The organism is Pseudidiomarina aquimaris (assembly GCF_003987395.1).
Classification (GTDB): domain Bacteria; phylum Pseudomonadota; class Gammaproteobacteria; order Enterobacterales; family Alteromonadaceae; genus Pseudidiomarina; species Pseudidiomarina aquimaris.
In genome coordinates this window covers 18,140-41,356 of the sequence record NZ_PIPT01000003.1, presented here as the reverse complement: position 1 = coordinate 41,356, position 23,217 = coordinate 18,140, and the positions used below count along the sequence as shown (strand labels likewise).

The window sequence follows — 23,217 nt, the reverse complement described above, 5'->3', positions numbered from 1 at the left end:
ACCACACCTCAAAAAAATCAAACAATGAATTTAAACAGGTGTTTTAATATCAACTTACGGTCGTGTTGTCCAGTCTTCTAATGCGGGTTGTTGGAAAGCGTCGTTGCCAAGCGCCAGCACTACATGATTAGGTGCAATCGTAAGCACCTGAATACCTTGCCAATAATCTCCTTGGCGCAAGCGTTGTCCAGCCAGTTCAACGAAACGTTCTGAGGCCCGTGACGAATACTGGTGACCATCGTAAGTGAAGGCCGGTATGCGGCGTTGTAATGCCCCGTCAAGTTCAGCGATACGTGGCAGTACTGACTGGGTCGCTTGTGCCGAAGTAGTATTAGCTCCGGTTGCCGCAATCGCCTCTTCGAAGGCCGCTAGAAGGTCAGCTGGAACCTCATTTAAGTCGACCGCTTCGTCACGAGCGACTTCAGGTGCGGCTTGAAAAGTTGAGGTGGTGGGTTGGGTTTGCGGCTGAACTACATTATCTGTAGTGCTTGGTAACTCAACCACACGAACTTGTTGTGCTTGACCTATTCTGAGCGACGGTTCAGGCGCCGGTCTTTGACTTTGGGATGACATTGGTTGTGCCGCCTGCTGTGCGCCACCGTTCGGCGTTGCCGCACCCATGAAATACCAGTAGCTGCCGCCCCAGCCGACCACGAGTGCAACCAACAGTGCCGCCAAGAGCGCAAGCCACCAGAAGCGCCTTGAGCGAGTTGCTGCTGGCGTTGATGCAGCCAGATGAATCGGTTGTTGCGCTGGAATCAGCTGTGACTGTTGTTGGCGCAAGGCCTTGAGTACAGACGACATTATCGAGCCTCCGCTAAACGTGGGCCTAACGTGGTGTTATGGCTGGCTAACCAAGCCAGAGTCAACGCGTCTAACTGCGTGGTGACTGGCAAGCCATGCTCCTGTTGCAGCGCTTGTGCGAGCTGCGCTAAGCCATCATCGGCACTTTGTCGGTAACGCTGCAACTGTTGTGCAAGCCACTTCTGATAGGTGCTAGCATCTTCGAGCTGATACCCAGGCGGCAATGGCCACAGCGCTAAAAATTCACCGGTCCAGCTATCTGCGGGCCGGCTTTGGAGGTCCCCAACAAACTGCCAGCTCCCATCCGTCAGCTGTAACAACGCGGGTAAGTTTAACGCGACAATACGATCAAAGCGCAAGCGTGTTTGCACGCAGGCGAGCTGGTATTCCGCAACCCAGTCACAAATTGCTTGCTCCGTTGGCGGTTGTGGCAATTGCCACGCCCGCAAGAGTTCACGAATCCCGGTTTCATTAGCGGTGTCTACGACGCGCTGACTGTCCTGAGACTGTTGCCCGGTTGGCGAACTATTTTCTTGCGCAGGCAGAAACTGCCAAGCGGCGAGCGCCACGCCGAGGCAGAGCGCAACCACAATGCTGGCCGCCATTGCCAAGGGAGAAAACCGGCGCGCGGTCGTTGCTTCTGCTTCCCCTATTTCCCGAGCTGCCGTGTTGATTTGCGCTTTCCCTACAGTTTGAACTTGGTCATTGTAGGCAGCGAGTAAGGCGCGGTCGCACAGCAAATTCAAGCGACGCGGAATTCCCCCGCTCGCTTCATGCACACGTTTAATGGCCGCACTGTCAAACAATGCGCGCTGCGCACCCGCGACTTGCAGGCGGTAATTAATATAACGCTCTGTATCGCTCGGCTGCAGTGGCAGTAAATGATAACGCGCGGTAATTCGCTGCGCCAATTGCCGCAATTCGCGACGGCGCAGCAAGTCCTGCAGCTCAGGTTGGCCAATCAAAATGACCCGTAGTAATTTATTCTGGTTGGTTTCAAGGTTGGTTAACAAACGTAGCTGTTCGAGTACCTGCGGGCGTAAATGTTGCGCTTCGTCGATAAGCACCACACATTGCTCGCCTTCAGCATTCGCTTTAAGTAGGAACTCAGACAGTTTGTCAGTGAGGCGCTTATTGGTAATATTGCGTTTCGCATAGCGAATACCGAATTCATCACACAGCGTCGCTAACAATTCCGTTTCATTCAGCATCGGATTAAGAATGAACGCCGTGCGGGTTTCTTCTGGTAATTGATCAAGCAGAGCCCGTGAAACAGTCGTTTTGCCAGTCCCCACTTCGCCGGTCAGCAGAATAAAGCCACCACTGCCCTGCAACCCATAACTCAAATGTGCCAACGCCTCTTGATGACGCTCGCTCATATATAGAAATGTTGGATCCGGTGCTATTGAGAAAGGCTCTGTTTGTAAGCCAAAGTAATTCAGATACATAGTCTGTCTTCATTTACGCAACCAAGTCGAACTCCAGTGTAACGATTGACTTGCATCAGGGCTAGTCATTAGCGATCATCAATGAAACATTTAAGGAGCTCAGTGTGGAAGTTTATCTTGTTGGCGGTGCGGTACGTGACCAATTACTTGGCAAAGCCGTACATGAAAAAGACTATGTCGTGGTAGGTGCCACACCAGCTGAGATGTTGGCTCAGGGCTACCGCCAAGTCGGCAAAGACTTCCCAGTATTCTTGCACCCAGAGAGCAATGAGGAATATGCACTGGCTCGAACTGAACGTAAATCAGGTCGCGGCTACACCGGCTTTGCAGTCGATGCAGACCCGTCGGTAACTCTCGAAGATGACCTGTTACGCCGTGATCTCACTATCAATGCCATTGCACAAGACTTGGACGGTCAACTCATCGACCCGTATAACGGTTTACAAGACATCGAGTCACGCACTCTGCGACATGTCTCGCCGGCTTTTGTGGAAGACCCATTACGTATTCTACGCGTCGCGCGCTTCGCTGCACGCTTTGCTAAAGACGGCTTTCAAGTGGCCCCAGAAACCATGCAGCTCATGCAACAGATGAGTGCCGCTGGCGAACTCACTGAACTTGCCAATGAACGCGTTTGGCACGAAACGGTCAAGGCTTTGCGCACTGCCAGTCCAGCAACTTATTTTGTGGTTTTGGCGAAAGCATCTGCTCTCGCGCCATGGTTCGTCGAATTAGAAGATGAGCTTACCCAAGAAATTGTCTTACAGCGGCTGAGTGACTTTCCCAGCGATAAACCAGAATTAGCTTTTGCCCTCTGGCAAGGTGAACTCACAGAATCACAGGTAACGGAATGTTGCGAACGCTTACGCGTGCCAACGGAATGGCGTCAGCTTGGACGTTTAGCTTGTCGCTGGCATGCCGCCAAGCACGAGCTAACGAACGGCGAAACCCTACATGACTGCCTGAATCAAGCGGACTGCTGGCGGCGCTCGGAGCGTTTTGCCAAGCTTACGATTATCTGGCAACACCAAGGGCTTGAAGAACAAGATGCGCGGCGACTCAAGCGCGCCTATGAAGCGGCACAAGCCGTAAATGCCAAAGAGCTTATTCATGCCGCAAGTGCTGAGGGGCAGACGTTAGCAGGCCCAGCGATAGGTCAGGCCGTGCAGCGGGCGCGAGCCGCGGCAATCACCGCAGCCTTGGCCTAAATTATAGAAACATGAAGAATAACAGCGCGCCCAAGGCGAGACGGTAGATAACAAAGGGCAGCATGCCCATGCGCTCAATGACCTGTAAGAACAGCTTGATACAAAGGTATGCTGCGACAAACGACACAAACATGCCAATCAGCACGAGTGACCAAGCCACCGGCTCAGGTTGCTGAGCAAGTTGCAAGCCTTTGTAGCCCCCAGCAAGCGTAATCACCGGGATCGAAAGTAAGAAAGAAAAACGTGCGGCATCGGTCCGAGTTAATCCTAATAGGAGGCCTGCGGTGATGGTAATACCCGAACGCGAGGTCCCAGGAATTAACGCTATCGCTTGGGCAATACCGATAAACATTGCTTGTCTCAAGGTCAATGTCGTCAATGCGGCTTTCTCGCTGGCGCGTCGATCGGCATACCACAGCAGCAGACCAAACAGGATGGTTGTGGTCGCGATAACGAGGGCTGAGCGACCATAGTTTTCCAATAAATCGCCACCGAACAAACCGGCAAGACCCGCTGGGACTGTCGCCCAAATAATAAACCACGCTAAGCGACTGGATTCTGTGTATTGGCCACGAAACGTCCCAAACCAACCAACCAAAAGCTCTCCTACCTGCTGGCGATAATAAAACACCACGGCGGTAAGCGTGCCGACATGCACAGCTACATCAAAGGCCAACCCTTGATCCTGCCAACCAAGCACTTGCGAAGGTAAAATCAAATGCGCTGAACTTGAAATGGGCAAAAACTCGGTGAGTCCTTGAATAAGCGCGAGAATGATGGCTTCAAAAGTAGACAACGTCAGCTTCCTTGTGATCTAGGGTGTATGCAGATAGGGTAACGACTCGAAGGCAAATTCTAACGGCTTTAGGCGTTGCTCGCTAGCAAAAGATTGCCAATGTTGCGCAAAGCTAATGCCCGTTTGTGGGTGTTTTAACTGCGGCGCCAACTCCGCTAAAGGCCACAGCACAAAAGCGTTTTTCAATACTTCACCACGCGGCAGTACAATCGGCGACGCACACACCATATCATCATAGAGCAATACATCAATATCCAAGGTGCGCGGGCTATACTTTGGCACCTCGGAGGGATGACCATGTGCCTGCTCGATGGCTTTACAGGTTCGCACTACCTCAGCAAGCGTTAGGTCAGTTTGTAACTCAACAACAGTGTTAAAAAAATCATGACCATCAAAACCAACTGCGGCACTCTCAAATACCCGAGCAACCCTGATGGGCCGCTCGGTAGACGCAAACCTATCATGCAGGGCACGAATGCCTGCTAAAATATGCTGTGTCCGTTCACGATTACTCCCCAAACCTAAATAAACTAACGCCATTTAGTGCTGGCTCCGCGTAATTTCAACGCCTACCGTACTCGCTGCGGCAACCGCTTGAGGCTTCTCGACTCGCACCGTTACTTCGCTCACGTGAAATTCGCTAAGAATTAGCTGAGCCACTTCCGCAGCAACTGTTTCAATAAGTTGGCGCGGCCGCTCCTCTACTAGCTTTATCACTGCCTTGCTCAAGGTATCGTAGTCTAGCGCATCTTCGAGGGCATCGCTTACGCCAGCTGCAGTCTGGTCCCACGTCATGGTTAAATCAAAGTACAACGGCTGGGTCTGTTCATGCTCCCATTCATAGACACCAACATAGGCATCCGCGCGCAGACCTTTAACAAACACTTTATCCATGATGCGTTACTCTTTTTATCAGCATAGAAATTTTCTTACAAAGCGCTTATGCTAAGTGCTTTAATCAAGAATGAAAAGCACAGCGGAAACGTTTCCCTATGGGTGGTTTAATTGTTTTAGCGATTGTTATCGCTTATTTATTTGGCTCTATTAGCAGCGCTGTGCTGATCTGCAAACTATTTGGCCTTCCCGATCCACGCCAAACTGGCTCCAATAATCCGGGAGCTACAAATGTCTACCGCCTTGGCGGCAAAGTCCCTGCCCTACTGACCCTGTTTTTCGATGTCCTCAAAGGTATGATCCCCGTATGGGCATCTTACTTTCTTGGCATTCCACCACTTTTTCTCGGGATGATTGCGGTGGCAGCTTGTCTGGGGCACATCTTCCCACTTTATTTTCATTTTCGTGGCGGCAAAGCAGTGGCCACGGCATTGGGAGCTATGTTCCCGGTAGCTTGGGAGATGGCATTATTGCTCATTTTTACCTGGCTCGTGGTGTTTAAGATAAGCAAACTATCGTCACTTGCTGCCATTATTACCGTTTCACTGGCACCGTTTTACGCTTACTGGATAAAGCCGCAGTATACCGTGCCAGTTATCATGATTTCCGCACTTATCATTTGGCGCCATCAATCGAATATCTCGCGCCTACGCCACGGTAACGAACAACGTATCAAGCGTGACCGCTAGCTGGGGCGCGCAATTGTTCTAATGGCCAACGCGGAAAGGTCTTGACGCGTTCATCGACCTGTTCACCTGCAAGCAGACGTTGCGCGCCAGCAAACGCAATCATAGCGCCGTTATCAGTACAAAATTCTGGCCGCGGGAAGAATACTTCGCCGCCAATTTTCTCGGCAAAAGCATGCAACTGTGCCCGCAGTTCTTTATTCGCGCTGACTCCACCAGCAACCACAAGTCGTTTTAAACCTGTTTCTTTCAGTGCACGCCGGCACTTAATAACGAGCGTGTCGACCACAGCGTCTTGGAAAGCTCGCGCAATATCTGCACGGGTTTGCTCATCATCGGCTTCTGCAGCAATGGTATTCGCAGCGAAGGTTTTTAAACCACTAAAACTAAAATCGAGTCCTGGCCGATCGGTCATCGGCCGCGGAAATTTGTAACAGTCCGGACGCCCTTGTTCAGCAAGCGCAGCCAATCGCGGTCCACCGGGATAATCAAGGCCCATCAGTTTAGCGGTTTTATCGAACGCTTCACCAGCTGCATCATCCACTGACTCACCAAGTAATTGATAGTGGCCAATCCCGTCGACACGAACTAATTGCGTGTGTCCACCGGACACCAGCAGCGCAATGAAAGGAAAATCAGGCGGATTGTCTTCTAGCATTGGGGCGAGCAAGTGCCCTTCCATGTGATGTACCGCCACCGCCGGAACCTGCCAACCTAACGCGAGACTTCGGCCAATACAGGCGCCAACTAGCAGCGCACCAACGAGACCTGGGCCCGCTGTATATGCAACACCGTCGATATCCTGTGGCGCTAGGTTTGCTTGTTTCAGTGCAGCTTGAATAAGAGGTAGGGTTTTGCGTACGTGGTCGCGTGATGCCAGCTCTGGCACCACACCACCGTAGTCAGCGTGTAATTTTACTTGTGAGTAAAGTTGATGAGCCAATAGCCCTTGCTCGGTATCATAGATAGCGATACCGGTTTCGTCGCAAGATGTCTCAATTCCTAGAACACGCATTGCCTAACCTCATACAAACTGCGCTTAACAGCACTTTTCGGAAAGGCAATAGTGTACTCGATGTTATTCCAAATCTACAGTCACACCTTTCAATGGACCATCTTCGCCGCCACGCGATTCGCCGCTCAACTTGATGCGCAAGCGAAGGTCGTTTGGTGCATCGGCGTGACGTAGTGCCTCTTCGAAAGAAATCTTTCGCGCTTTATAGAGATCAAACAGCGCTTGGTCAAAGGTTTGCATCCCCAACTCACGCGACTTCGCCATGATTTCTTTTATCTCGCCCATGTCGTTCTTGGCAATCTTCTCGGCCACGATGGGACTGTTAAGCAATACTTCAATGGCTGCGACGCGACCGCCATCAGTGGTTGGTACCAACTGTTGCGCCACAATGCCACGTAAGTTGAGCGACAAATCAAACATCAACTTGCCGATTTTTTCCTTCGGTACCATGTGCATGATACGTTCGATTGCTTGGTTCGCGTTGTTGGCGTGCAATGTTGCCACACACAAGTGACCGGTTTCGGCAAAGGTGAGCGCATATTCCATCACCTCTTGTGAGCGAATCTCACCGACCAAAATAACATCTGGCGCTTGTCGCAAGGAGCTCTTCAAAGCAGCTTCAAAACTTTCCGTATCGGTTCCCACCTCACGTTGCGTTACCATCGACTTACCGTGTTCATGGACGAACTCCACGGGGTCCTCGATGGTGAGGATGTGCCCGCGCGAATGCTGGTTACGAAAACCAATTAACGCCGCCAAGCTTGTCGATTTACCAGTACCGGTACCACCAACGACCAGCATTAAGCCGCGTTTGGCCATAATCAGCTTGGTCAGAACCTCAGGTAACTTTAATTGCTCAACCGTTGGGATTTCGGTAACGATGCGACGAATCACCATACCGGCGCGTTGGCGTTGCCAGAAGGCGCTTACCCGGAAACGACCGATGCCCTCGCGGAAGATCGCAAAGTTCGCTTCTTGCTCCTCGAAGTATTCATCGTGATGCTTCTCGCCCAACGCTTCTTTGACTAGCTCAAGCGCTTGCTCCTCGCTGAGCTTTTGTTCAGTTAAATGACGCAACTCGCCATTTATCTTGGCGCTTGGTGGTAACAATGCCGAGATGAACAAGTCCGACGCGTCCTTTTCAATCATGACCTTGAGTAGTTTATCTAACAACATACGGCCTCCTGAATTTGTTGCATTCGTCATGGCTTACTTGAACGCCTCTTTGTTCGCTGCTTTGGCGCGAGCATCCACGCGTGATACCAAGCCTTGATTTAGCAAGTTTAGCAGGCCTTGATCGAGTGTTTGCATACCGTGAGCCGCACCGGTCTGAATTGACGAGTACATTTGTGCCACTTTATCTTCGCGAATAAGGTTTTTGATAGCCGGTGTGGCAATCATGATTTCGTGTGCAGCGACGCGCCCACCGCCGACTTTTTTCAACAGTGTTTGTGAAATAACCGCGCGCAATGATTCCGACAACATCGAACGCACCATTGGCTTTTCATCACCAGGGAATACGTCGATGATACGGTCAATGGTTTTCGGTGCTGAGGTGGTGTGCAAGGTGCCAAACACTAAGTGACCGGTTTCGGCCGCCGTCATCGCTAAGCGGATGGTTTCAAGGTCACGCATCTCACCGACCAAGATAACGTCAGGGTCTTCCCGCAACGCCGAACGCAATGCGTTATTAAAGCTATGGGTGTCGCGGTGGACTTCCCGCTGGTTAATCAAGCTTTGTTTGTTTTTGTGTACAAATTCGATCGGGTCTTCGATGGTAAGAATGTGGTGATGCTTAAGCTCGTTAATATAATCGACCATGGCCGCTAGGGTCGTCGACTTACCTGAACCCGTCGGGCCGGTCACCAAAACCAAGCCGCGCGGTTGATCGGCGATGGTTTTAAAAATATCCGGCGCCCCCAATTGCTCGAGAGTTAACACATCACTTGGAATGGTCCGCAGTACTGCACCGCAACCGCGGTTTTGCACAAAAACGTTAACCCGGAAGCGAGCAAGATCAGGTACCTCGAAAGAGAAGTCGCATTCTAGATTCTGTTCATACTCTTTACGCTGGCGGTCATTCATAATGTCATACACCAGCTCTTGCACTTGCTTATGAGTAAGCGCAGGAATATTGATTTTACGAACGTCACCATCTACCCGTATCATAGGGGGCGATTCCGCTGACAAATGTAAATCCGAAGAATTATGTTTGACGGCGAAGCCGAGTAACTCTGTAATATCCATACTCTTTCTCTTTGTTGTTATGGGTGAGCCGTTAGCAAATGAATAGCATAGTTGAGCGCTTAAAAGAAGTCCGCTGTCAGATCGAAAACGCATGCCAACAGTGCAATCGTAGTCCAGATTCGGTGCAATTGTTAGCTGTGAGTAAGACCAAGCCAGCCACTGCCATTCGCCAGCTTTATCAGGCTGGGCAACGTGCTTTTGGCGAAAACTACTTACAAGAAGCGCTAACCAAGCAGCAAGAGCTGTCAGATCTAGAGGCTATTTGCTGGCACTTTATTGGGCCCATTCAGTCCAATAAGACCCGCGATATCGCCGCCCACTTCGACTGGGTACAAAGTATAGACCGCGCTAAAATTGCGCGTCGCCTAAATGAGCAACGCACCGCAGAGTTACAACCATTGCAAGTGCTAATTCAAGTCAATATCGATGATGAAAGCAGTAAATCAGGGGTTGGCCCTGAGCAAGTAGCAGATCTTGCGAAATACATTTCTGACTTACCACAGTTAACCCTCCGTGGACTGATGACAATCCCAGCTGCAGCGAGCTCGGCGGAAGCGCAAGCTGAGAGTTTTGCCAGCATGCAACGGTTGTATTCTGCGTTAGCGTCCCAATATCCAACTGTAGATACACTTTCTATGGGCATGAGCAACGACCTTGCTTCCGCCATTGCTGCCGGCTCCACCATGGTGCGTGTCGGTACGTCGCTATTTGGTGCCCGCGAGAAAACTTAAGGAGTAATGAATGTCAACGCACGCACGTAACATCGCTTTTATCGGTGCTGGAAATATGACCCAAAGTATTGTTGGTGGTATGGTCGCCAGCGGCTATCCAGCAAGCTCGGTCTATGTCAGTAACCCGAGTCCCGGTAAGCTTGAGAAAATGGCCAATGAACTGCAGGTCAATACCAGCCAAGACAATGCTGAAGTCGCAAACAAAGCCGATGTCATCGTCTTGGCCGTTAAACCCCAACTGATGGCCGATGTTTGTGCAGCGTTACGTAAAGACGTCGCCAGCTTAAGCGAAAAATTAATTGTGACCATCGCCGCCGGTATCCGCATTGAAAAATACCGTCACTACCTTGGCGATGACATTCGCATGATTCGCGTGATGCCAAACACCCCATCGTTAGTGGGCAAAGGCATGTCCGGGTTAGTTGCTGATGACCGCGTGAGTGATGTAGATAAAAACTATATTACCGAGGCTTTTGATGGCGTCGGTGCGACCTTGTGGGTCGCTGACGAAGATGAGCTTGATATTTTAGGCGCGGTCGCGGGTAGCGGGCCTGCTTACTTCTTCGAATTTATGGCCAGTTTACAAAAAGCCGCGGTGAAGCTTGGGTTTGACTCCGACAAAGCCCGCGCAATGGTCCAGCAAACTGCGCTTGGGGCGGCCGAAATGGCCATCGCCAGCGAACTAGAACTGGAAGATTTACGTAAACAAGTCACCAGTAAAGGCGGCTCAACCGCAAAAGGTATCGAACAATATCAGGCCTATGATATCGATAAAATCTCTGCTGATGCGGTCGAAGCAGCAGTGAAGCGAAATCAAGAAATGGCGAAACTCTTCTAAAGGCGACGTACTATGGAACTCTCCCGTTTTCTAATCACAATCATTTTCGAGCTATTTTTAATGGTTGTGATTTTACGTGTTTGGTTGCAAGCGGCTCGAGCCGATTTTTATAATCCCATGAGTCAATTTGTGGTGAAGGTGACCAACCCATTGGTATTGCCGTTACGCAAGCTTATTCCGACTGTCGGCGTGTGGGATCTTGCGACGATTGTCTTGGCTCTGCTGGTCAGCGTGGGCAAGTTCGTCGCACTCTCAGCCTTGCTCGGTTACCCAATGATTTGGAGTGACTTGTTATTCGTCGGTGTTCTGGGTGCTATCAGCCAGTTCCTCCAATTGTTGTTCTGGATTGTAATTATTCGCGCACTGCTGAGCTGGTTTGCCCAAGGGTATAACCCGATGATGGCAATTCTCGTGCAGCTAACCGAACCGTTTTTAGCACCGATTCGTCGGATCATTCCGCCCATCGGTGGACTTGACCTATCGGTGCTTGTGCTAGTTATCGCGATTCAAGCGTTGCGCATTTTAATCGGCATGTAAGAAGAGGCTGGTCATGAAAAAACTCATGTTGGTAAGTGCTTACCTAGCATTTCTAAGCTTCGCTCTCTTTGCCGCTCAGCCAAGCTGGGCGGAACAAAGCAAACGTTTAGGTCCGTGGGAAGTCCACTACAATGCTTTCAATTCGACGCTGTTACGGCCCGAAATGGCACGACAGTATAATCTCGAACGTGGCGAAACCATCGCCACTATTAATATTGCGGTACTCGCTGCTGAATTGCCTGGAAAACCCGCACAACAGGTCAGTATTGAGGGCTATGCGATGAACCCGCTCAGTATGCAGCAGCCTTTAGAGTTTTCTGAAGTTATTGAAGGTGAGGCGGTTTACTATCTTGCTCAAACTTCATTCTCAAACCTTGAGACGTTGCGCTTTTTTATCACTCTCAAGAAGGGTGACAAAGTTCAAGAGTTACGGTTTTCTGAAGAACTTTGGCGCAACTAAGACTCACCTTGGTCAAGTAATTTAACCCCAACCTTACTGATTTTGTCCTGCTCGTCCAACTCACGCACGGTGAGTTGGACACTGCCCAGCACCAGCTGATCGCCAACCACCATGCGCCGATGGAACTTCCGTGAAAAGTAGTCGTGTAAGGACAGTTGACGTTGCTCGGGAGCGAGCTCGCCTAGCGGATAAAAACTCCCCACATCACCAAGCGACAGGTCTCCGTTCAAGGTGAAATCGCCGAAGAAATCACTGGTGTTCAATGTTCTCGCTTTTCCTCCGGCGGCGAGAACACGACTGATTTCATCAATGTGCTGAACCTTGGCGACCACCAATACACGGTCATGCTCGTAGAGCCTGAGCCGGCTTTGCGGACGTAACCACTCGCCCTCTCTTATCACACCGACAAATTCGAGGGGCACCGACCAACGCAGTTCATGCCAATAATGATCGCATGCAGGTGAGCGCTCGCTAATCTCGTAAGCCCATAATTCCAGTGGGTCTTTACTTCCGACTTGGTCAAGCGCCATGCGGCGATCAGGTTCAGCTTGAGCGGGTACCTCGAGGTTCAACCAGCGCGCCATCGGCGCTAACGTCCAACCTTGCAGAACTAATGACACCAAAACCACCACAAAAGCGATATCGAAAAATAGCTCCTGTCCCTCTACGCCATTAAGCCATGGGTACAACGCAAGAATAATCGGCACGGCACCACGCAGCCCGACCCAACTAATGAAAAATTGCTCACGTAGCGGAAATGAAAATGGCGCTAGACTAATGAACACCGCTAAAGGTCTAACGATAAAAATCATTATCCCCGCGACCGCCAACGACAGACCGATATTATCGATTAAGTGAGATGGCGTAACCAATAACCCCAAAATCAAAAACATCATGATCTGACTGAGCCATGCCAGGCCATCTTGCACTTGTAAAATATGCATTAGCTGCGGCAAGCGAGCGTTACCAATCATATAGCCCATTAGATAAGCTGCCAGAAAACCACTGCCGCCAACCCCAGAGGTGATGGCAAAAATCACCACGGCACTCGCCGCTGCCAGCAATGGGAAGAAAGTGAATTGCGCGGTGATTTTACGGGCCATAAAGATAAACAAACGCCCACCAAGCCAACCGCCAATATAGCCTAACACCAGCTGCTGCATGACATTCAAGCTAATCGCTGTGAGTGAGAATGCTTCAGCAGTCGCAATGATTGAAGTCATTGTCAGCGTCAGAATAACTGCCATAGGGTCGTTCGTTCCCGACTCAATCTCCAAGGTTGAGGCGACCCGTTGTTTGATCTTCAAGTTTTGCGATTGGAATATTCCAAAAACCGCAGCGGCATCAGTGGAACTTAAAATTGCGCCAATGAGCAGGGCTATTGGCCAGGGCAGGTCAAACAACCAAACAATTCCCAAAGCGGTCAATGAACAGGTTAGCGCGACACCTAATGTCGCAAGGCTTATCGCTGGCCACAGCGCCACCCGGAACTTTTCTTTGCGGGTACGCATGCCGCCGTCAAATATAATAATCACTAGCGCCAAAGAGCCAATAAAGAAGGCTATTTCTGGCTGGTTAAACTCAATTCCTAATAACCCTTCTTCTCCTGCTAGCATTCCTACAACAAGGAAAACTAACAACAATGGTGCACCAAACTGCGACGATACCACCGCAGCCAGAATACTGACCAATAACAATGAGCCCATTAAAAACATGACACTGTTTATATCAGACAAGTATTTCTCCTTGGGTGCGATTGCTACGATGACGTATAATGTTTTTCATTGTGCCGAAAAGCAAGGCAGCTGTCATGCAAGAAGTCGTACTAGCTACTGGAAACCAAGGTAAAATTCGCGAATTGAGCGCGCTATTAGAGCCGCTTGAGTGGCGCGTTCGCCCGCAAAGTGAGTGGGCTTTCGCCGAAGCAGAAGAAACCGGTTTAACCTTTATCGAAAATGCCATTTTAAAAGCGCGCCACGCGGCCCAGCAAACGGGCTTGCCCGCTTTAGCCGATGACTCAGGACTCGCCGTGCAGGCACTGGGTGGCGCGCCGGGGATCTATTCGGCACGTTACGCCGGGCCTGAAGCGAGCGATGCAGACAATGTGCACAAATTACTGGATGCCTTGGCACAAGTGCCCGACCCTGCGCGGCAAGCAAGTTTTCATTGCGTGCTGGCGTTTTTGCGTCATGCTGAAGACCCTACTCCTATCATTTGTCACGGCACGTGGCACGGTGAAATAACTCACCAACCTTCCGGAACCGGAGGGTTTGGTTACGACCCAGTATTTTGGGTGCCCAGTGAGAGCTGCACAGCCGCCGAGTTGAGCAAAGAACGAAAACAAGTGCTCAGCCACCGCGGACAGGCATTACAACAACTTATTCAGCAGCTACAGACACGATGATTCTGCCGCCGCTTGCACTCTACATACACGTCCCTTGGTGCGTGCAAAAGTGTCCTTACTGCGACTTTAACTCACACGCTCTAAAAGGCGGCGTACCTGAAGATGCGTATATTGCGCGCTTGCTTGATGACTTGCGTGCAGATGCGGATTGGGCGCAAGAACGGCCCATCTCGAGTATTTTCATTGGCGGCGGCACGCCAAGTCTACTTACGCCCGCAGCGGTTGCACGCTTACTCTCGGGTGTTCGTGCGCTACTGCCACTGACCGACAATTGTGAGATCACGCTTGAGGCGAACCCTGGTACGTTCGAACAAGAACGTTTTGAGGGCTTTATTTCTGCCGGCGTGAATCGCTTGTCAATCGGGATACAAAGCCTTAATGCGGAACAATTGCAGCGCCTTGGACGTATTCACGATCCTGAACAAGCACTCACTGCCGCGCGCTATGCGAAACAGTTGCCGCTACGAAGCTTTAACTTAGACTTGATGCATGGCTTACCGGAGCAAACAATTGACCAAGCAATGGCCGATTTGGATGCTATCATTGCGCTCGAGCCACCTCACATCTCTTGGTATCAATTGACTATTGAACCGAATACCTCATTCGCAAGCCGTCCGCCACGCCTACCTGAAGACGATGTGCTGGCCGAAATCAATGAGCGCGGTCATGCCAAACTCACCGCCGCAGGTTATGAAAATTATGAAGTCAGTGCCTATGCCAAGCCCGGCCACCAGAGCCAGCACAATCGTAACTATTGGCAGTTCGGCGATTACTTAGGGATTGGTTGTGGCGCGCATAGTAAAGTGACATTGCCTGAAGAGAACCGCATTCTGCGCTGTGAAAAAATTAAACACCCGCAGGGCTATCTAGACCTCACGCGGCCGCTGCGTTACCGCACTTGGGACGTGGCCAAAGATGAGCTGCCGTTTGAGTTTTTTATGAACCTGCTGCGTCTTACCGAGCCTGTTGCTAAACGGTTATTTAGTGAACGGACCGGCCTGCCATTAGACATCGCAGAGAAGGCCCTTGCGCCCGCTCAAGCAAAAGGTCTTATCGTTGATGGCGGCTCAGAATGGCAAACGACGCCACTAGGGCGCCGTTTTCTTAATTCAATTCTCGACGAGATGGTTTAAGTGCTTAGCTAGTACGGCGAAATTTGAGATCCCACACACCATGGCCCAGTCGCTCACCACGCTTTTCAAACTTAGTCAGTGGCCGCTCGTCAGGACGCGGAACATAGTCGTTCGTTGGCGATAGGTTTTCCCACTTGCCTTCTTGCTCAGCTGCTTGCATGACTTCAAGCATATGCTCCGCATAGTTTTCCCAATCCGTAGCCAAGTGCAAAACACCACCTACGCGAAGCTTCGCGCGGAGCTTCTCTACAAACTCGGGTTGAATCAAACGGCGCTTATGATGGCGCTTCTTGTGCCACGGATCTGGAAAGAAAACTTGCACACCGGCAAGGCTTTCTTCCGCGATACAATCACGAAACACTTCGACCGCGTCGTGTTCATACACACGCAAATTACTCACGCCCTGTTGTTCTGCTTCCATCAAACAAGCGCCCACACCAGGACGATGTACTTCGATACCAATAAAGTTCTTTTCTGGTGCCGCAGCTGCCATCGCAACCAACGAATGCCCCATACCAAAGCCTATTTCGACAATGGTATCGGCGTCACGTCCGAAAACTTCAGATAAATGAATCGGCCCTTGCGCATGTTCTAGGCCCATCGTTGGCCAGCTGCGCTCCATCGCCGCTGCCTGTCCTTTAGTTAGGCGACCTTCTCGTTTAACAAAACTACGGATCTGACGAATGTAGCGGCCTTTTTCTTGCGCTTCCGCTAAGTTCTTTTGTGTTTCTGATGGAGTTTTACTTGCAGACATGAGGCTTTCGTTACTCAATTTTCATAGCTTACTTAAAGACAAAAAAGGCGCTACTAAGCAAAGCTTAGCGCGCCTTTATCTTACTTATCGAACCTTAATTGTCTTTTTTCACCGGAATTTCTTTGGTGACAGACATTTTAGCTTCAATACGACGGTTCTTCGCACGATTCTCTTTCGAATCATTTGGTACCAGTGGACGGTTCTCACTGTAGCCTACAGTGCTTACACGCTCTTGCTCGATACCGTAGTCGCTGATCAAACTGTCGCCTACTGACTTCGCACGACGCTCAGACAAGCCTTGGTTATATTCAACAGTACCAATGCTGTCGGTGTGACCTTCAACGCGGATATCCAATTGTGGATATTCCTTCATGAAGTCAGCGGTTTCACGAAGTTCGCCCACTTCATTCGCAGGGATCTTCGCTGAATCGAAAGCGAAGTTGATCATCAACTCATGCGTGATGGTTTCGTTACGATACATAACACAACCGGTAGCATCGACTCGGTACATAGGATCGGTGTTCGGGCACAAATCATCTGCATCCATTACACCATCACCGTCTGAATCAACTGGCGCTGCTGTTGCTGGCGCTGGGGCTGGAGCCGGCGCTGGCGCTGAACGACCAAAGTAGTAGCGTAAACCGGTCATCAATAAGAACTCGGTCAGGTCACCATCACTTTGCTGTACACCACCCTCTACAAAGAGGTCCCAGTTATTCGACAATTGCTCACGGTAACCTGCACCTACACGAACAAAACGGTTGGATACGTCACCTAGCTCGGTGTTGTTAAGACCAATAGTACCGTAAACGCTTTCAGTGAAGTTGTACATCAGGTCGACACCAAACACGCGACCGTCAGCTGTATCGGCATTTTCTAGATCACCGCGCAGGTAATCGTAGTACATGCGATAGCCCCATTCAGGGGTAAACTGGAAACCGGCTTCAATACCGTAGAATGCACTGTCGAATCCGCCTTTGAAGGTACGTAACTGATTGTTGTCGATAGCGACACGATCAGAATCGGTACCTAATGGTCCAAGACGCGGACCGACATACCACTCGCCTTCGTTCGTTGACTGCGCATATGCGTTGCCAGTGAATGAGAGGCCTGCTAAAACTGCTAAAGATACTGCGGCGATACGATTCACGAGATGCTCCTTTAATTTCCCAATGAATTGATTCTGATTTCCCATTACTATATACGAAATATGAGGATTTTGCTTGGTTTTTGGGGATTTCTTTAAGCTTTACAAAAGTTTTACGGAATCTTCGTAGCTCTTTAAAAGAATTTCAGAATGTAAAGATTGGGGCAGTATAAGTGGTTGATTTATCTATAGCACAGATGCAACGGCAACTTCCGGCACACGCTTTCGCCGAAACGGTTGTTACTTGGCAACAACAGCATGGCCGTAACGACTTGCCGTGGCAACAGGCGCGTGACCCCTACCATGTGTTAGTTAGCGAGTTAATGTTGCAGCAAACCCAAGTCGCCACAGTCATTCCCTACTTTAATAAATGGCTGACACGCTTCCCTGACGTGCAAACACTTGCCGAGGCTCCAGAACAAGAGGTGATGGCGCATTGGCAAGGGCTCGGTTACTATCGCCGCGCTCGCAATCTGCACGCTGCAGCGAAAACCATTGTGGCGGATTATGATGCTGTGATTCCGCAAGCAGCTAGCGAACTCAAAGAGATCCCAGGTGTAGGTCCTTACACTGTGGGGGCGATTCGTAGTTTCGCGTTCGATGCCCCTGCGGCAATAGTCGATGGCAACGTCAAACGACTGTTTGCACGCTTATTTGAATTGCCCTACGCCGTCAATCACAGCCCGCATGACCGCCACTTTTGGAAGATCTCAGAACACTACACTCCAAACACCAACAACCGCCGCTTCGCCCAAGGGTTACTTGACCTTGGCGCGACGATTTGTAAGCCGCAACAACCGTTATGTCACGCCTGTCCCTTACAACAAAGCTGCCGAGCTTTCGCTAATGACAGCGTTGCCGATTATCCCAAGCGCAAGCAGAGCAAGAAAATCCCGACCCGCGCTGGGCATTTTCTTTTGGACATTAGTCCAGCTGGCGTCCTGTTACAACAACGCTCCAGCGAAGGCATTTGGCCGTCGCTTTGGTGCTTACCGCAAGTTGATGAATCCCCCACTGGCACGCACAACTTCGAATTCAAGCATATTTTTAGCCATTACAAGCTTGCCGCAAAAGTTTGGCTAACGTCGGCAAACCACACCAAGCCACCACATATCCGTGTGCCTTATGCTGCACTTGATGACTACGGCTTGCCGGCCCCCATTCGTAAACTGCTTACGACGATCCCGTGGGATGAGGTTTGTAACACCGTGCAATAGAGCGTAAAATTTCGCTACAAACATTGATGACGTTGAGGTAACCATGAGTCGCACCGTTTATTGTCAGTACCTAAAGAAAGAAGCTGAAGGCTTGGATTTCCAACTTTACCCTGGTGAGTTAGGGCAAAAGATTTTTGAGAACATTTCCAAAGAAGCATGGGCTGAGTGGCAAAAGAAGCAAACCATGTTGATCAATGAAAACCGGCTAAATCTCATGGATCCAAAGTCACGGGAGTTTCTTGAAGAACAAATGAAAGCTTTCCTTTTTGAAGGTAAAGACGTCAAAATCGAAGGTTATACCCCGCCCAGTGCATAAATACCTACTCAAGCCCCTTTCATAGGGGCTTTTTTGTGTCCGTCGCTGCATATTTTTGCACAATCTTTAAGCACTATTTCCTAAATTTGACTAAGCTATGATCAACATAGGCATGAGTTATAGCTCGAACCTAGAGAAACCCCAGCAATTCTGTTAGACTACGAACGAATTTTTCAAGAGGGAGCCACTATGAAAATGCCTTCCTGGCAGCGCGCCGTTGTAAAAGTAGGCAGTGCGTTGATTGCGCCAGACGATACAGGAACGAGCAGTAAATACTTATTAGCTATTGCCCGCTTCATTATAGAGTGCCACGAGCGTGGGCAAGAAGTTGTCTTAGTTTCATCCGGCAGTGCTGCGGCCGGACGCAAACATATCGCTTATGATAGCGATACCATCCCAGTCACTGTGAAGAAAGCCATGGCGGCAGTCGGACAAAACGACATGATGGCCAATTGGTCACGTTTTTTTGACTTCCCATGTGCGCAAGTGCTGATGACCCACGGTGACTTACGTGACCGCGCTCGGTACGTAAGCATTCGCAACACCTTGCACACATTGTTAGAACACGATGTATTGCCGATTGTGAATGAAAACGATGCCCTCGCCACCGACGAAATGAAAGTCGGTGACAACGATAATCTCGCGGCGATGGTTGCGACCTTGGTGGATGCTGACGCGCTGTTTATTTGCTCAGACATCGATGGTTTGTTCGATGCCGATCCACGCGTAAAACCAGACGCTAAAAAGATTCCAGTGGTTGATGAGATCACTGAAGAGATCTTTGCCCTAGCTGGTGGAACCACGAACAAAATTGCGACCGGCGGGATGCGTACCAAGATTGAAGCGGCAGAGAAAGCCACTTCGCATGGTATCGACACCTACATTGTGAATGGTCGTAAAGGTGAGACTTTCGAATTGATGCTGCAAGGTGAAAACCCTGGCACGCTATTCAAACGTCAGCAAGATCCGATGAGTAATAAGAAGCATTGGTTGCGCCACACACTTATCTCGCAGGGCGAGATTGTCGTTGATAGTGAAACGGCGGAAAGCCTACTTTCGGGTGAAGCGCTCACCACTACAGGAATTGTTGATGTTCAAGGTGACTTTAATCGCGGTGATGCGGTGGTAATCCGCAATGGTGAGAATGCAGAGGCCGTTGCCAAAGGGATTTGCCAATACAGCTCCCATGAGCTTCTGCACATTAAAGGGCAAGAGGTTAGCCACATCGCTGAGCAATATGGCTACAGCCCGATCACCGAAGTCATCGAAAGTAACGATTTAATGATATTGGAGGATGTATGAGTAACTCCGTAGCAACAGAAATTTCAAAGCGCGCTGCAGTTGCGGCGCGCGCAGTGGCAACACTGAGCGAAGCTGAAAAGAATGCTGTTTTGCAAAAAATGGCTGATACCATTCGCAAACACCAAGATCAGATCTTAGCAGTCAATGAAAAAGACATGGCTGCAGGCCGCGAAAAGCAGCTCTCTGATGCAATGTTGGACCGTTTGCAACTCAATCCTGAACGGATTGAGGGCATGGCAACTGCCATTGAAGAAATCATTGAACTGCAAGACCCAGTGGGTGAGCGTATGCCATTCACTACCCGCCCGAACGGCATCGAAGTTGAGAAGATGCGCATTCCTTTGGGTGTGATCTGCATGATTTATGAAGCGCGTCCAAATGTAACAGCAGATGCTGGTGCCTTATGCTTTAAATCAGGTAATGCAGTCATTTTACGCTGTGGTCGTGAAGCCATTGAAAGTAGTAAAGCGATTGCTGCAGCGTTGCACGAAGCGTTGCGTGAAAGTGGTCTACCTGAAGATGTCATCACCGTGGTACCGACCCCTGACCGTGAACTCATGCTTGAGCTACTGCAACAAGACCAGTACATCGATCTTGTCATCCCACGTGGTGGCGAAGGCCTGATTCACTTTGTCAGTGATAACAGCAAGATTCCAGTTATCCAACACTACAAAGGCGTCTGTCATTTGTATGTCGACAAAGATGCCGACCTCGACAAAGCGCTGAACCTTCTGCTCAATGGTAAAACTCAGCGTACAGGTGTTTGTAATGCCCTTGAGGGACTCTTGGTGCACGCTGCAATCGCAGATAAGTTCTTGCCAATGGCAGCACAAGCACTACAAGAGAAAGGAGTGAAGATTCACAGCGATAAAGCGTCTGCTGAATACTTCGCCGATGCTGATGTAATTGCCGATGATGCCTTTGGTGAAGAGTACTTGGCCCTCGAAATTGCCGTGCGCACAGTCGCCGACTTTGACGCAGCAATCGAGCATATCCAAGACTTCGGTAGCGGTCACACTGAAGTGATTGCCACCGAAAACGAAACCACAGCACAGCGCTTCATTCGTGAAGTCGACTCTGCAGTAACGATGTGGAATGCTTCATCACGCTTCAGCGACGGTGGTCAGTTAGGTTTAGGTGCAGAAATCGGCATCTCAACCAGTAAACTACACGCTTATGGTCCTATGGGCCTGCAAGCGCTGACTACTGAGAAGTTCGTAGTAACGGGGACAGGACAAATTCGCGGCTAACAATTTAGTCGCCCTGATAGCCCGCCAATAATAGAGGCCAATCGCGCTCTTCCTGCCAATGGAAGTCGCGGTTGGCCTCTTCTGCTTTCCCTAGTTCCTTTTTAAAGCTCCGCAATAAACGCGCCAAATTAGCCTGTTGCCATTCGCCAGGCTCACGGAAACCACATTTGTCGAAGTCAACGATCCACGCTTTACCTGCGTCATCGAGCATTAGGTTGTGGCAGTTTAAGTCTGAATGATACACCCCATTGTCATGGAGCTCGCGAATTGCCGCACCCAGAACCTTCCACTCGTCTGAGTGCAATTGCCGCTCGCCAAGTAACTTAAAGACATCCTTTGCGCCAGCTATCACAGCCACCAAAATGTCAGCACGATAGCCCCATAGAGGCGCGGCGACATAGCGTGCCGCAAGTGGCTCAGGGACTGGTAAATTCCGCTCACGAAGTGCCAGCAACAGCTCAAACTCTGCCATAGCGCGACTTTTAGATATGGCTTCACGCTTGAACCGATCTTTGTTGACCTTACCGACTAAACCACCGCGATAATAGTGGCGCAGTAACATGTCTGTCGGTTCGCTGGCGATAAACCAGGCCGTACTGCGTCCCGTTGCTGCGCCCTTTATTTTTCCCTGCGCTTGCCAGAAGTTTGCAGTGAAATACTGCGCCGAAAAATCATCAAAACGATCTTTGCGAAACCAAATTGTTTCGCGCTTAGACGGTTGCAGAACTTCTACTTGTTGCATTGCGCTCGCTGCTCCTCGTTGTAGCTGTGGCATCTGAGTCTTAATATCATTCAACATTGCTGCTGTTGCACCTTGGTCTTGGGCAAATTCATTTTGTGCGGCTTGTTGTAGTTTGTGACGGAGTTGGGCATCGGTGAGTAATTCAAGGCAATGCCGCGCCAGTTGTTCTGCTGAGGTAGCAAAACGAACCGCTTCCGCATTTGCCAAACGCTGATAGATATCTTTGAAATTGAAGACATGTGGCCCCGATATGACCGGCGTATGGGTGGCGACGGGCTCCAACGGGTTGTGACCGCCACGGGTTATGAGGCTACCGCCAACAAATGCTACATCAGCGAGGGCGTACCAAAGTAGCAGTTCGCCCATGGTATCACCGAGTAAGACTTGATGATCTGCTTGCGGCTCTAAACCTGAGCTACGCGACACAAAATTAAAACCGCCAGTGGATAACAGCTCGCCGACACTATTAAAGCGCTCTGGGTGCCGCGGCACAAGGATAAGCAGCGCTGATGGTAATTCCTGCAATATCTGTTGGAACGCCCGCAGAATTTGCTCATCTTCGCCCTTGTGCGTACTAGCAGCCACCCAAACGGGGCGAGCCCAACGCTGTTTCAACGCCGTAGCTGTGGCCAATACATCTACTGGCACATGACTATCAAACTTCAGATTGCCGCGTAGTGCCGCCCGGTCAGCTGCAACACCAAGGTTGATGAAGCGCTCAAGGCTGGCTTGAGTTTGTGCAGCCACCCAATCGAGTTGCTGCCAAATCGGTCCGACCAACCATGCATAGCGATGATAGGATGCAAAAGACTTTTCCGACATGCGTGCATTTAAAAGCAACACGGGTATCTGTCGCTGCTTTGCTTCGCGTAGGAAGCATGGCCACACTTCGGTTTCTAGAATTAGCACTGCTCGGGGCGCAAGTTTATCGAAAAAACGTCGCATCGCGCCCGGAGTATCGAATGGCAAGTAAAGGTGGTGCACACGATTACCGAACAGCTTACAGGAGAGTTCGGCCGCTGTCGGTGTCATTGATGACAGTGTTATTGGGAGGTTTGGGTAACTCTCCAGTAAGCTTTCGATGAGTTGGCGCGCCGCAACCGTCTCACCAACCGAAACACAGTGAATCAGCAAACCATGACGACCGTTTGCTGGAATCGTCTGCCGAGCAAGACGCTCACCCCAGCGCTCTCGATAGGCGGGAGCTTTGCGCCCCCGCAACCATAAATAGAGAAATACAGCCGGCATTAACAGCCGTATGAGCAGTCGATAAACGGCTGTCATTACT

At 50.3% G+C, this 23,217-nt stretch carries 24 protein-coding genes; 12 read left to right on the top strand and 12 right to left on the bottom strand.

The window, feature by feature from the left end; genetic code table 11:
* Positions 1-54: 54 nt before the first annotated feature.
* Both CWE21_RS04675 and CWE21_RS04670 read right to left on the bottom strand, forming a co-directional pair.
* Positions 55-804: a general secretion pathway protein GspB gene (locus CWE21_RS04675; protein WP_126833306.1), complete on the bottom strand. Its 750-nt coding sequence runs from the start codon at positions 802-804 to the stop codon at positions 55-57.
* A complete protein-coding gene (locus tag CWE21_RS04670) occupies positions 804-2,183 on the bottom strand; it encodes an ExeA family protein (protein ID WP_241970220.1) in 1,380 nt (459 codons plus the stop codon). The genes CWE21_RS04675 and CWE21_RS04670 overlap by 1 nt, the downstream gene beginning before the upstream one ends.
* Before the next feature lie 173 nt (positions 2,184-2,356).
* Here CWE21_RS04670 and CWE21_RS04665 point away from each other — a divergent pair, with 173 nt between their 5' ends.
* Positions 2,357-3,460, top strand: coding sequence for a tRNA nucleotidyltransferase/poly(A) polymerase-related protein (locus CWE21_RS04665; protein WP_126833304.1), 1,104 nt, complete (start codon positions 2,357-2,359; stop codon positions 3,458-3,460).
* Between the two features lies 1 nt (position 3,461).
* Here CWE21_RS04665 and CWE21_RS04660 read toward each other — a convergent pair whose 3' ends face one another.
* The 3 genes from CWE21_RS04660 to folB are packed head-to-tail and all read right to left on the bottom strand — an operon-like array spanning position 3,462 to position 5,150.
* Positions 3,462-4,256 carry an undecaprenyl-diphosphate phosphatase gene (locus CWE21_RS04660; RefSeq protein ID WP_126833303.1) on the bottom strand — a complete coding sequence of 265 codons (795 nt, stop codon included), beginning with the start codon at positions 4,254-4,256 and terminating at the stop codon, positions 3,462-3,464.
* An 18-nt stretch (positions 4,257-4,274) separates the two neighbouring features.
* A complete protein-coding gene (gene folK, locus CWE21_RS04655) occupies positions 4,275-4,796 on the bottom strand; it encodes a 2-amino-4-hydroxy-6-hydroxymethyldihydropteridine diphosphokinase (RefSeq protein ID WP_126833302.1) in 522 nt (173 codons plus the stop codon).
* On the bottom strand, positions 4,797-5,150 hold the full coding sequence (gene folB / locus CWE21_RS04650) for a dihydroneopterin aldolase (RefSeq protein WP_126833301.1): 354 nt from the start codon (positions 5,148-5,150) through the stop codon (positions 4,797-4,799).
* Between the two features lie 98 nt (positions 5,151-5,248).
* Here folB and plsY point away from each other — a divergent pair, with 98 nt between their 5' ends.
* Positions 5,249-5,839, top strand: coding sequence for a glycerol-3-phosphate 1-O-acyltransferase PlsY (gene plsY / locus CWE21_RS04645; RefSeq protein ID WP_126833300.1), 591 nt, complete (start codon positions 5,249-5,251; stop codon positions 5,837-5,839).
* On the opposite strand, the gene tsaD is transcribed toward plsY, so the two are convergent.
* The 3 genes from tsaD to CWE21_RS04630 all read right to left on the bottom strand — a co-directional run bounded on the left by tsaD (position 5,823) and on the right by CWE21_RS04630 (position 9,098).
* Complete coding sequence (gene tsaD, locus CWE21_RS04640; RefSeq protein WP_126833299.1) at positions 5,823-6,851, bottom strand: tRNA (adenosine(37)-N6)-threonylcarbamoyltransferase complex transferase subunit TsaD; 1,029 nt, start codon at positions 6,849-6,851, stop codon at positions 5,823-5,825. The two genes, plsY and tsaD, sit on opposite strands and share 17 nt — an antisense overlap.
* Before the next feature lie 63 nt (positions 6,852-6,914).
* Positions 6,915-8,027, bottom strand: coding sequence for a PilT/PilU family type 4a pilus ATPase (locus CWE21_RS04635; RefSeq protein ID WP_126833298.1), 1,113 nt, complete (start codon positions 8,025-8,027; stop codon positions 6,915-6,917).
* A 33-nt stretch (positions 8,028-8,060) separates the two neighbouring features.
* Positions 8,061-9,098, bottom strand: a complete 1,038-nt coding sequence (locus tag CWE21_RS04630; protein WP_126833297.1) for a type IV pilus twitching motility protein PilT — start codon at positions 9,096-9,098, stop codon at positions 8,061-8,063.
* 38 nt (positions 9,099-9,136) lie between these two features.
* Between CWE21_RS04630 and CWE21_RS04625 the strand changes: the two genes are divergently transcribed.
* The 4 genes from CWE21_RS04625 to CWE21_RS04610 are packed head-to-tail and all read left to right on the top strand — an operon-like array spanning position 9,137 to position 11,664.
* Entirely contained in the window at positions 9,137-9,829 is a 693-nt protein-coding gene (locus CWE21_RS04625; protein ID WP_126833296.1) for a YggS family pyridoxal phosphate-dependent enzyme, read from the top strand.
* 10 nt (positions 9,830-9,839) lie between these two features.
* Positions 9,840-10,667 carry a pyrroline-5-carboxylate reductase gene (gene proC, locus CWE21_RS04620; protein WP_126833295.1) on the top strand — a complete coding sequence of 276 codons (828 nt, stop codon included), beginning with the start codon at positions 9,840-9,842 and terminating at the stop codon, positions 10,665-10,667.
* 12 nt (positions 10,668-10,679) lie between these two features.
* Complete coding sequence (locus CWE21_RS04615) at positions 10,680-11,204, top strand: YggT family protein (protein WP_126833294.1); 525 nt, start codon at positions 10,680-10,682, stop codon at positions 11,202-11,204.
* Positions 11,205-11,217: 13 nt separating this feature from the next.
* Positions 11,218-11,664: a DUF4426 domain-containing protein gene (locus tag CWE21_RS04610; RefSeq protein WP_126833293.1), complete on the top strand. Its 447-nt coding sequence runs from the start codon at positions 11,218-11,220 to the stop codon at positions 11,662-11,664.
* On the opposite strand, the gene CWE21_RS04605 is transcribed toward CWE21_RS04610, so the two are convergent.
* Positions 11,661-13,400 carry a potassium/proton antiporter gene (locus tag CWE21_RS04605; RefSeq protein ID WP_126833292.1) on the bottom strand — a complete coding sequence of 580 codons (1,740 nt, stop codon included), beginning with the start codon at positions 13,398-13,400 and terminating at the stop codon, positions 11,661-11,663. The two genes, CWE21_RS04610 and CWE21_RS04605, sit on opposite strands and share 4 nt — an antisense overlap.
* A 74-nt stretch (positions 13,401-13,474) precedes the next feature.
* Between CWE21_RS04605 and rdgB the strand changes: the two genes are divergently transcribed.
* Both rdgB and hemW read left to right on the top strand, forming a co-directional pair.
* Entirely contained in the window at positions 13,475-14,068 is a 594-nt protein-coding gene (gene rdgB, locus CWE21_RS04600) for an RdgB/HAM1 family non-canonical purine NTP pyrophosphatase (protein ID WP_126833291.1), read from the top strand.
* Positions 14,065-15,201 carry a radical SAM family heme chaperone HemW gene (hemW, locus tag CWE21_RS04595; RefSeq protein ID WP_126833290.1) on the top strand — a complete coding sequence of 379 codons (1,137 nt, stop codon included), beginning with the start codon at positions 14,065-14,067 and terminating at the stop codon, positions 15,199-15,201. The genes rdgB and hemW overlap by 4 nt, the downstream gene beginning before the upstream one ends.
* Positions 15,202-15,205: 4 nt before the next feature.
* On the opposite strand, the gene trmB is transcribed toward hemW, so the two are convergent.
* Both trmB and CWE21_RS04585 read right to left on the bottom strand, forming a co-directional pair.
* Entirely contained in the window at positions 15,206-15,955 is a 750-nt protein-coding gene (gene trmB / locus CWE21_RS04590) for a tRNA (guanosine(46)-N7)-methyltransferase TrmB (protein ID WP_126833289.1), read from the bottom strand.
* Between the two features lie 94 nt (positions 15,956-16,049).
* Positions 16,050-17,105 (bottom strand): OmpA family protein, encoded by a 1,056-nt coding sequence (locus CWE21_RS04585; protein WP_198675058.1) that lies wholly within the window; start codon positions 17,103-17,105, stop codon positions 16,050-16,052.
* A 170-nt stretch (positions 17,106-17,275) separates the two neighbouring features.
* Between CWE21_RS04585 and mutY the strand changes: the two genes are divergently transcribed.
* From mutY to CWE21_RS04565, 4 genes are all read left to right on the top strand, one after another.
* Complete coding sequence (gene mutY, locus CWE21_RS04580; RefSeq protein ID WP_241970219.1) at positions 17,276-18,319, top strand: A/G-specific adenine glycosylase; 1,044 nt, start codon at positions 17,276-17,278, stop codon at positions 18,317-18,319.
* 43 nt (positions 18,320-18,362) lie between these two features.
* The gene (locus CWE21_RS04575) at positions 18,363-18,635 is read left to right on the top strand and encodes an oxidative damage protection protein (protein WP_126769458.1); all 273 of its coding nucleotides are present in this window, start codon (positions 18,363-18,365) and stop codon (positions 18,633-18,635) included.
* A 189-nt stretch (positions 18,636-18,824) separates the two neighbouring features.
* Positions 18,825-19,937 (top strand): glutamate 5-kinase, encoded by a 1,113-nt coding sequence (gene proB, locus CWE21_RS04570; RefSeq protein WP_126833287.1) that lies wholly within the window; start codon positions 18,825-18,827, stop codon positions 19,935-19,937.
* On the top strand, positions 19,934-21,187 hold the full coding sequence (locus tag CWE21_RS04565; RefSeq protein ID WP_126833286.1) for a glutamate-5-semialdehyde dehydrogenase: 1,254 nt from the start codon (positions 19,934-19,936) through the stop codon (positions 21,185-21,187). The genes proB and CWE21_RS04565 overlap by 4 nt, the downstream gene beginning before the upstream one ends.
* Positions 21,188-21,191: 4 nt before the next feature.
* On the opposite strand, the gene waaA is transcribed toward CWE21_RS04565, so the two are convergent.
* Positions 21,192-23,213: a lipid IV(A) 3-deoxy-D-manno-octulosonic acid transferase gene (waaA, locus tag CWE21_RS04560; protein WP_126833285.1), complete on the bottom strand. Its 2,022-nt coding sequence runs from the start codon at positions 23,211-23,213 to the stop codon at positions 21,192-21,194.
* Between the last annotated feature and the right edge of the window lie 4 nt (positions 23,214-23,217).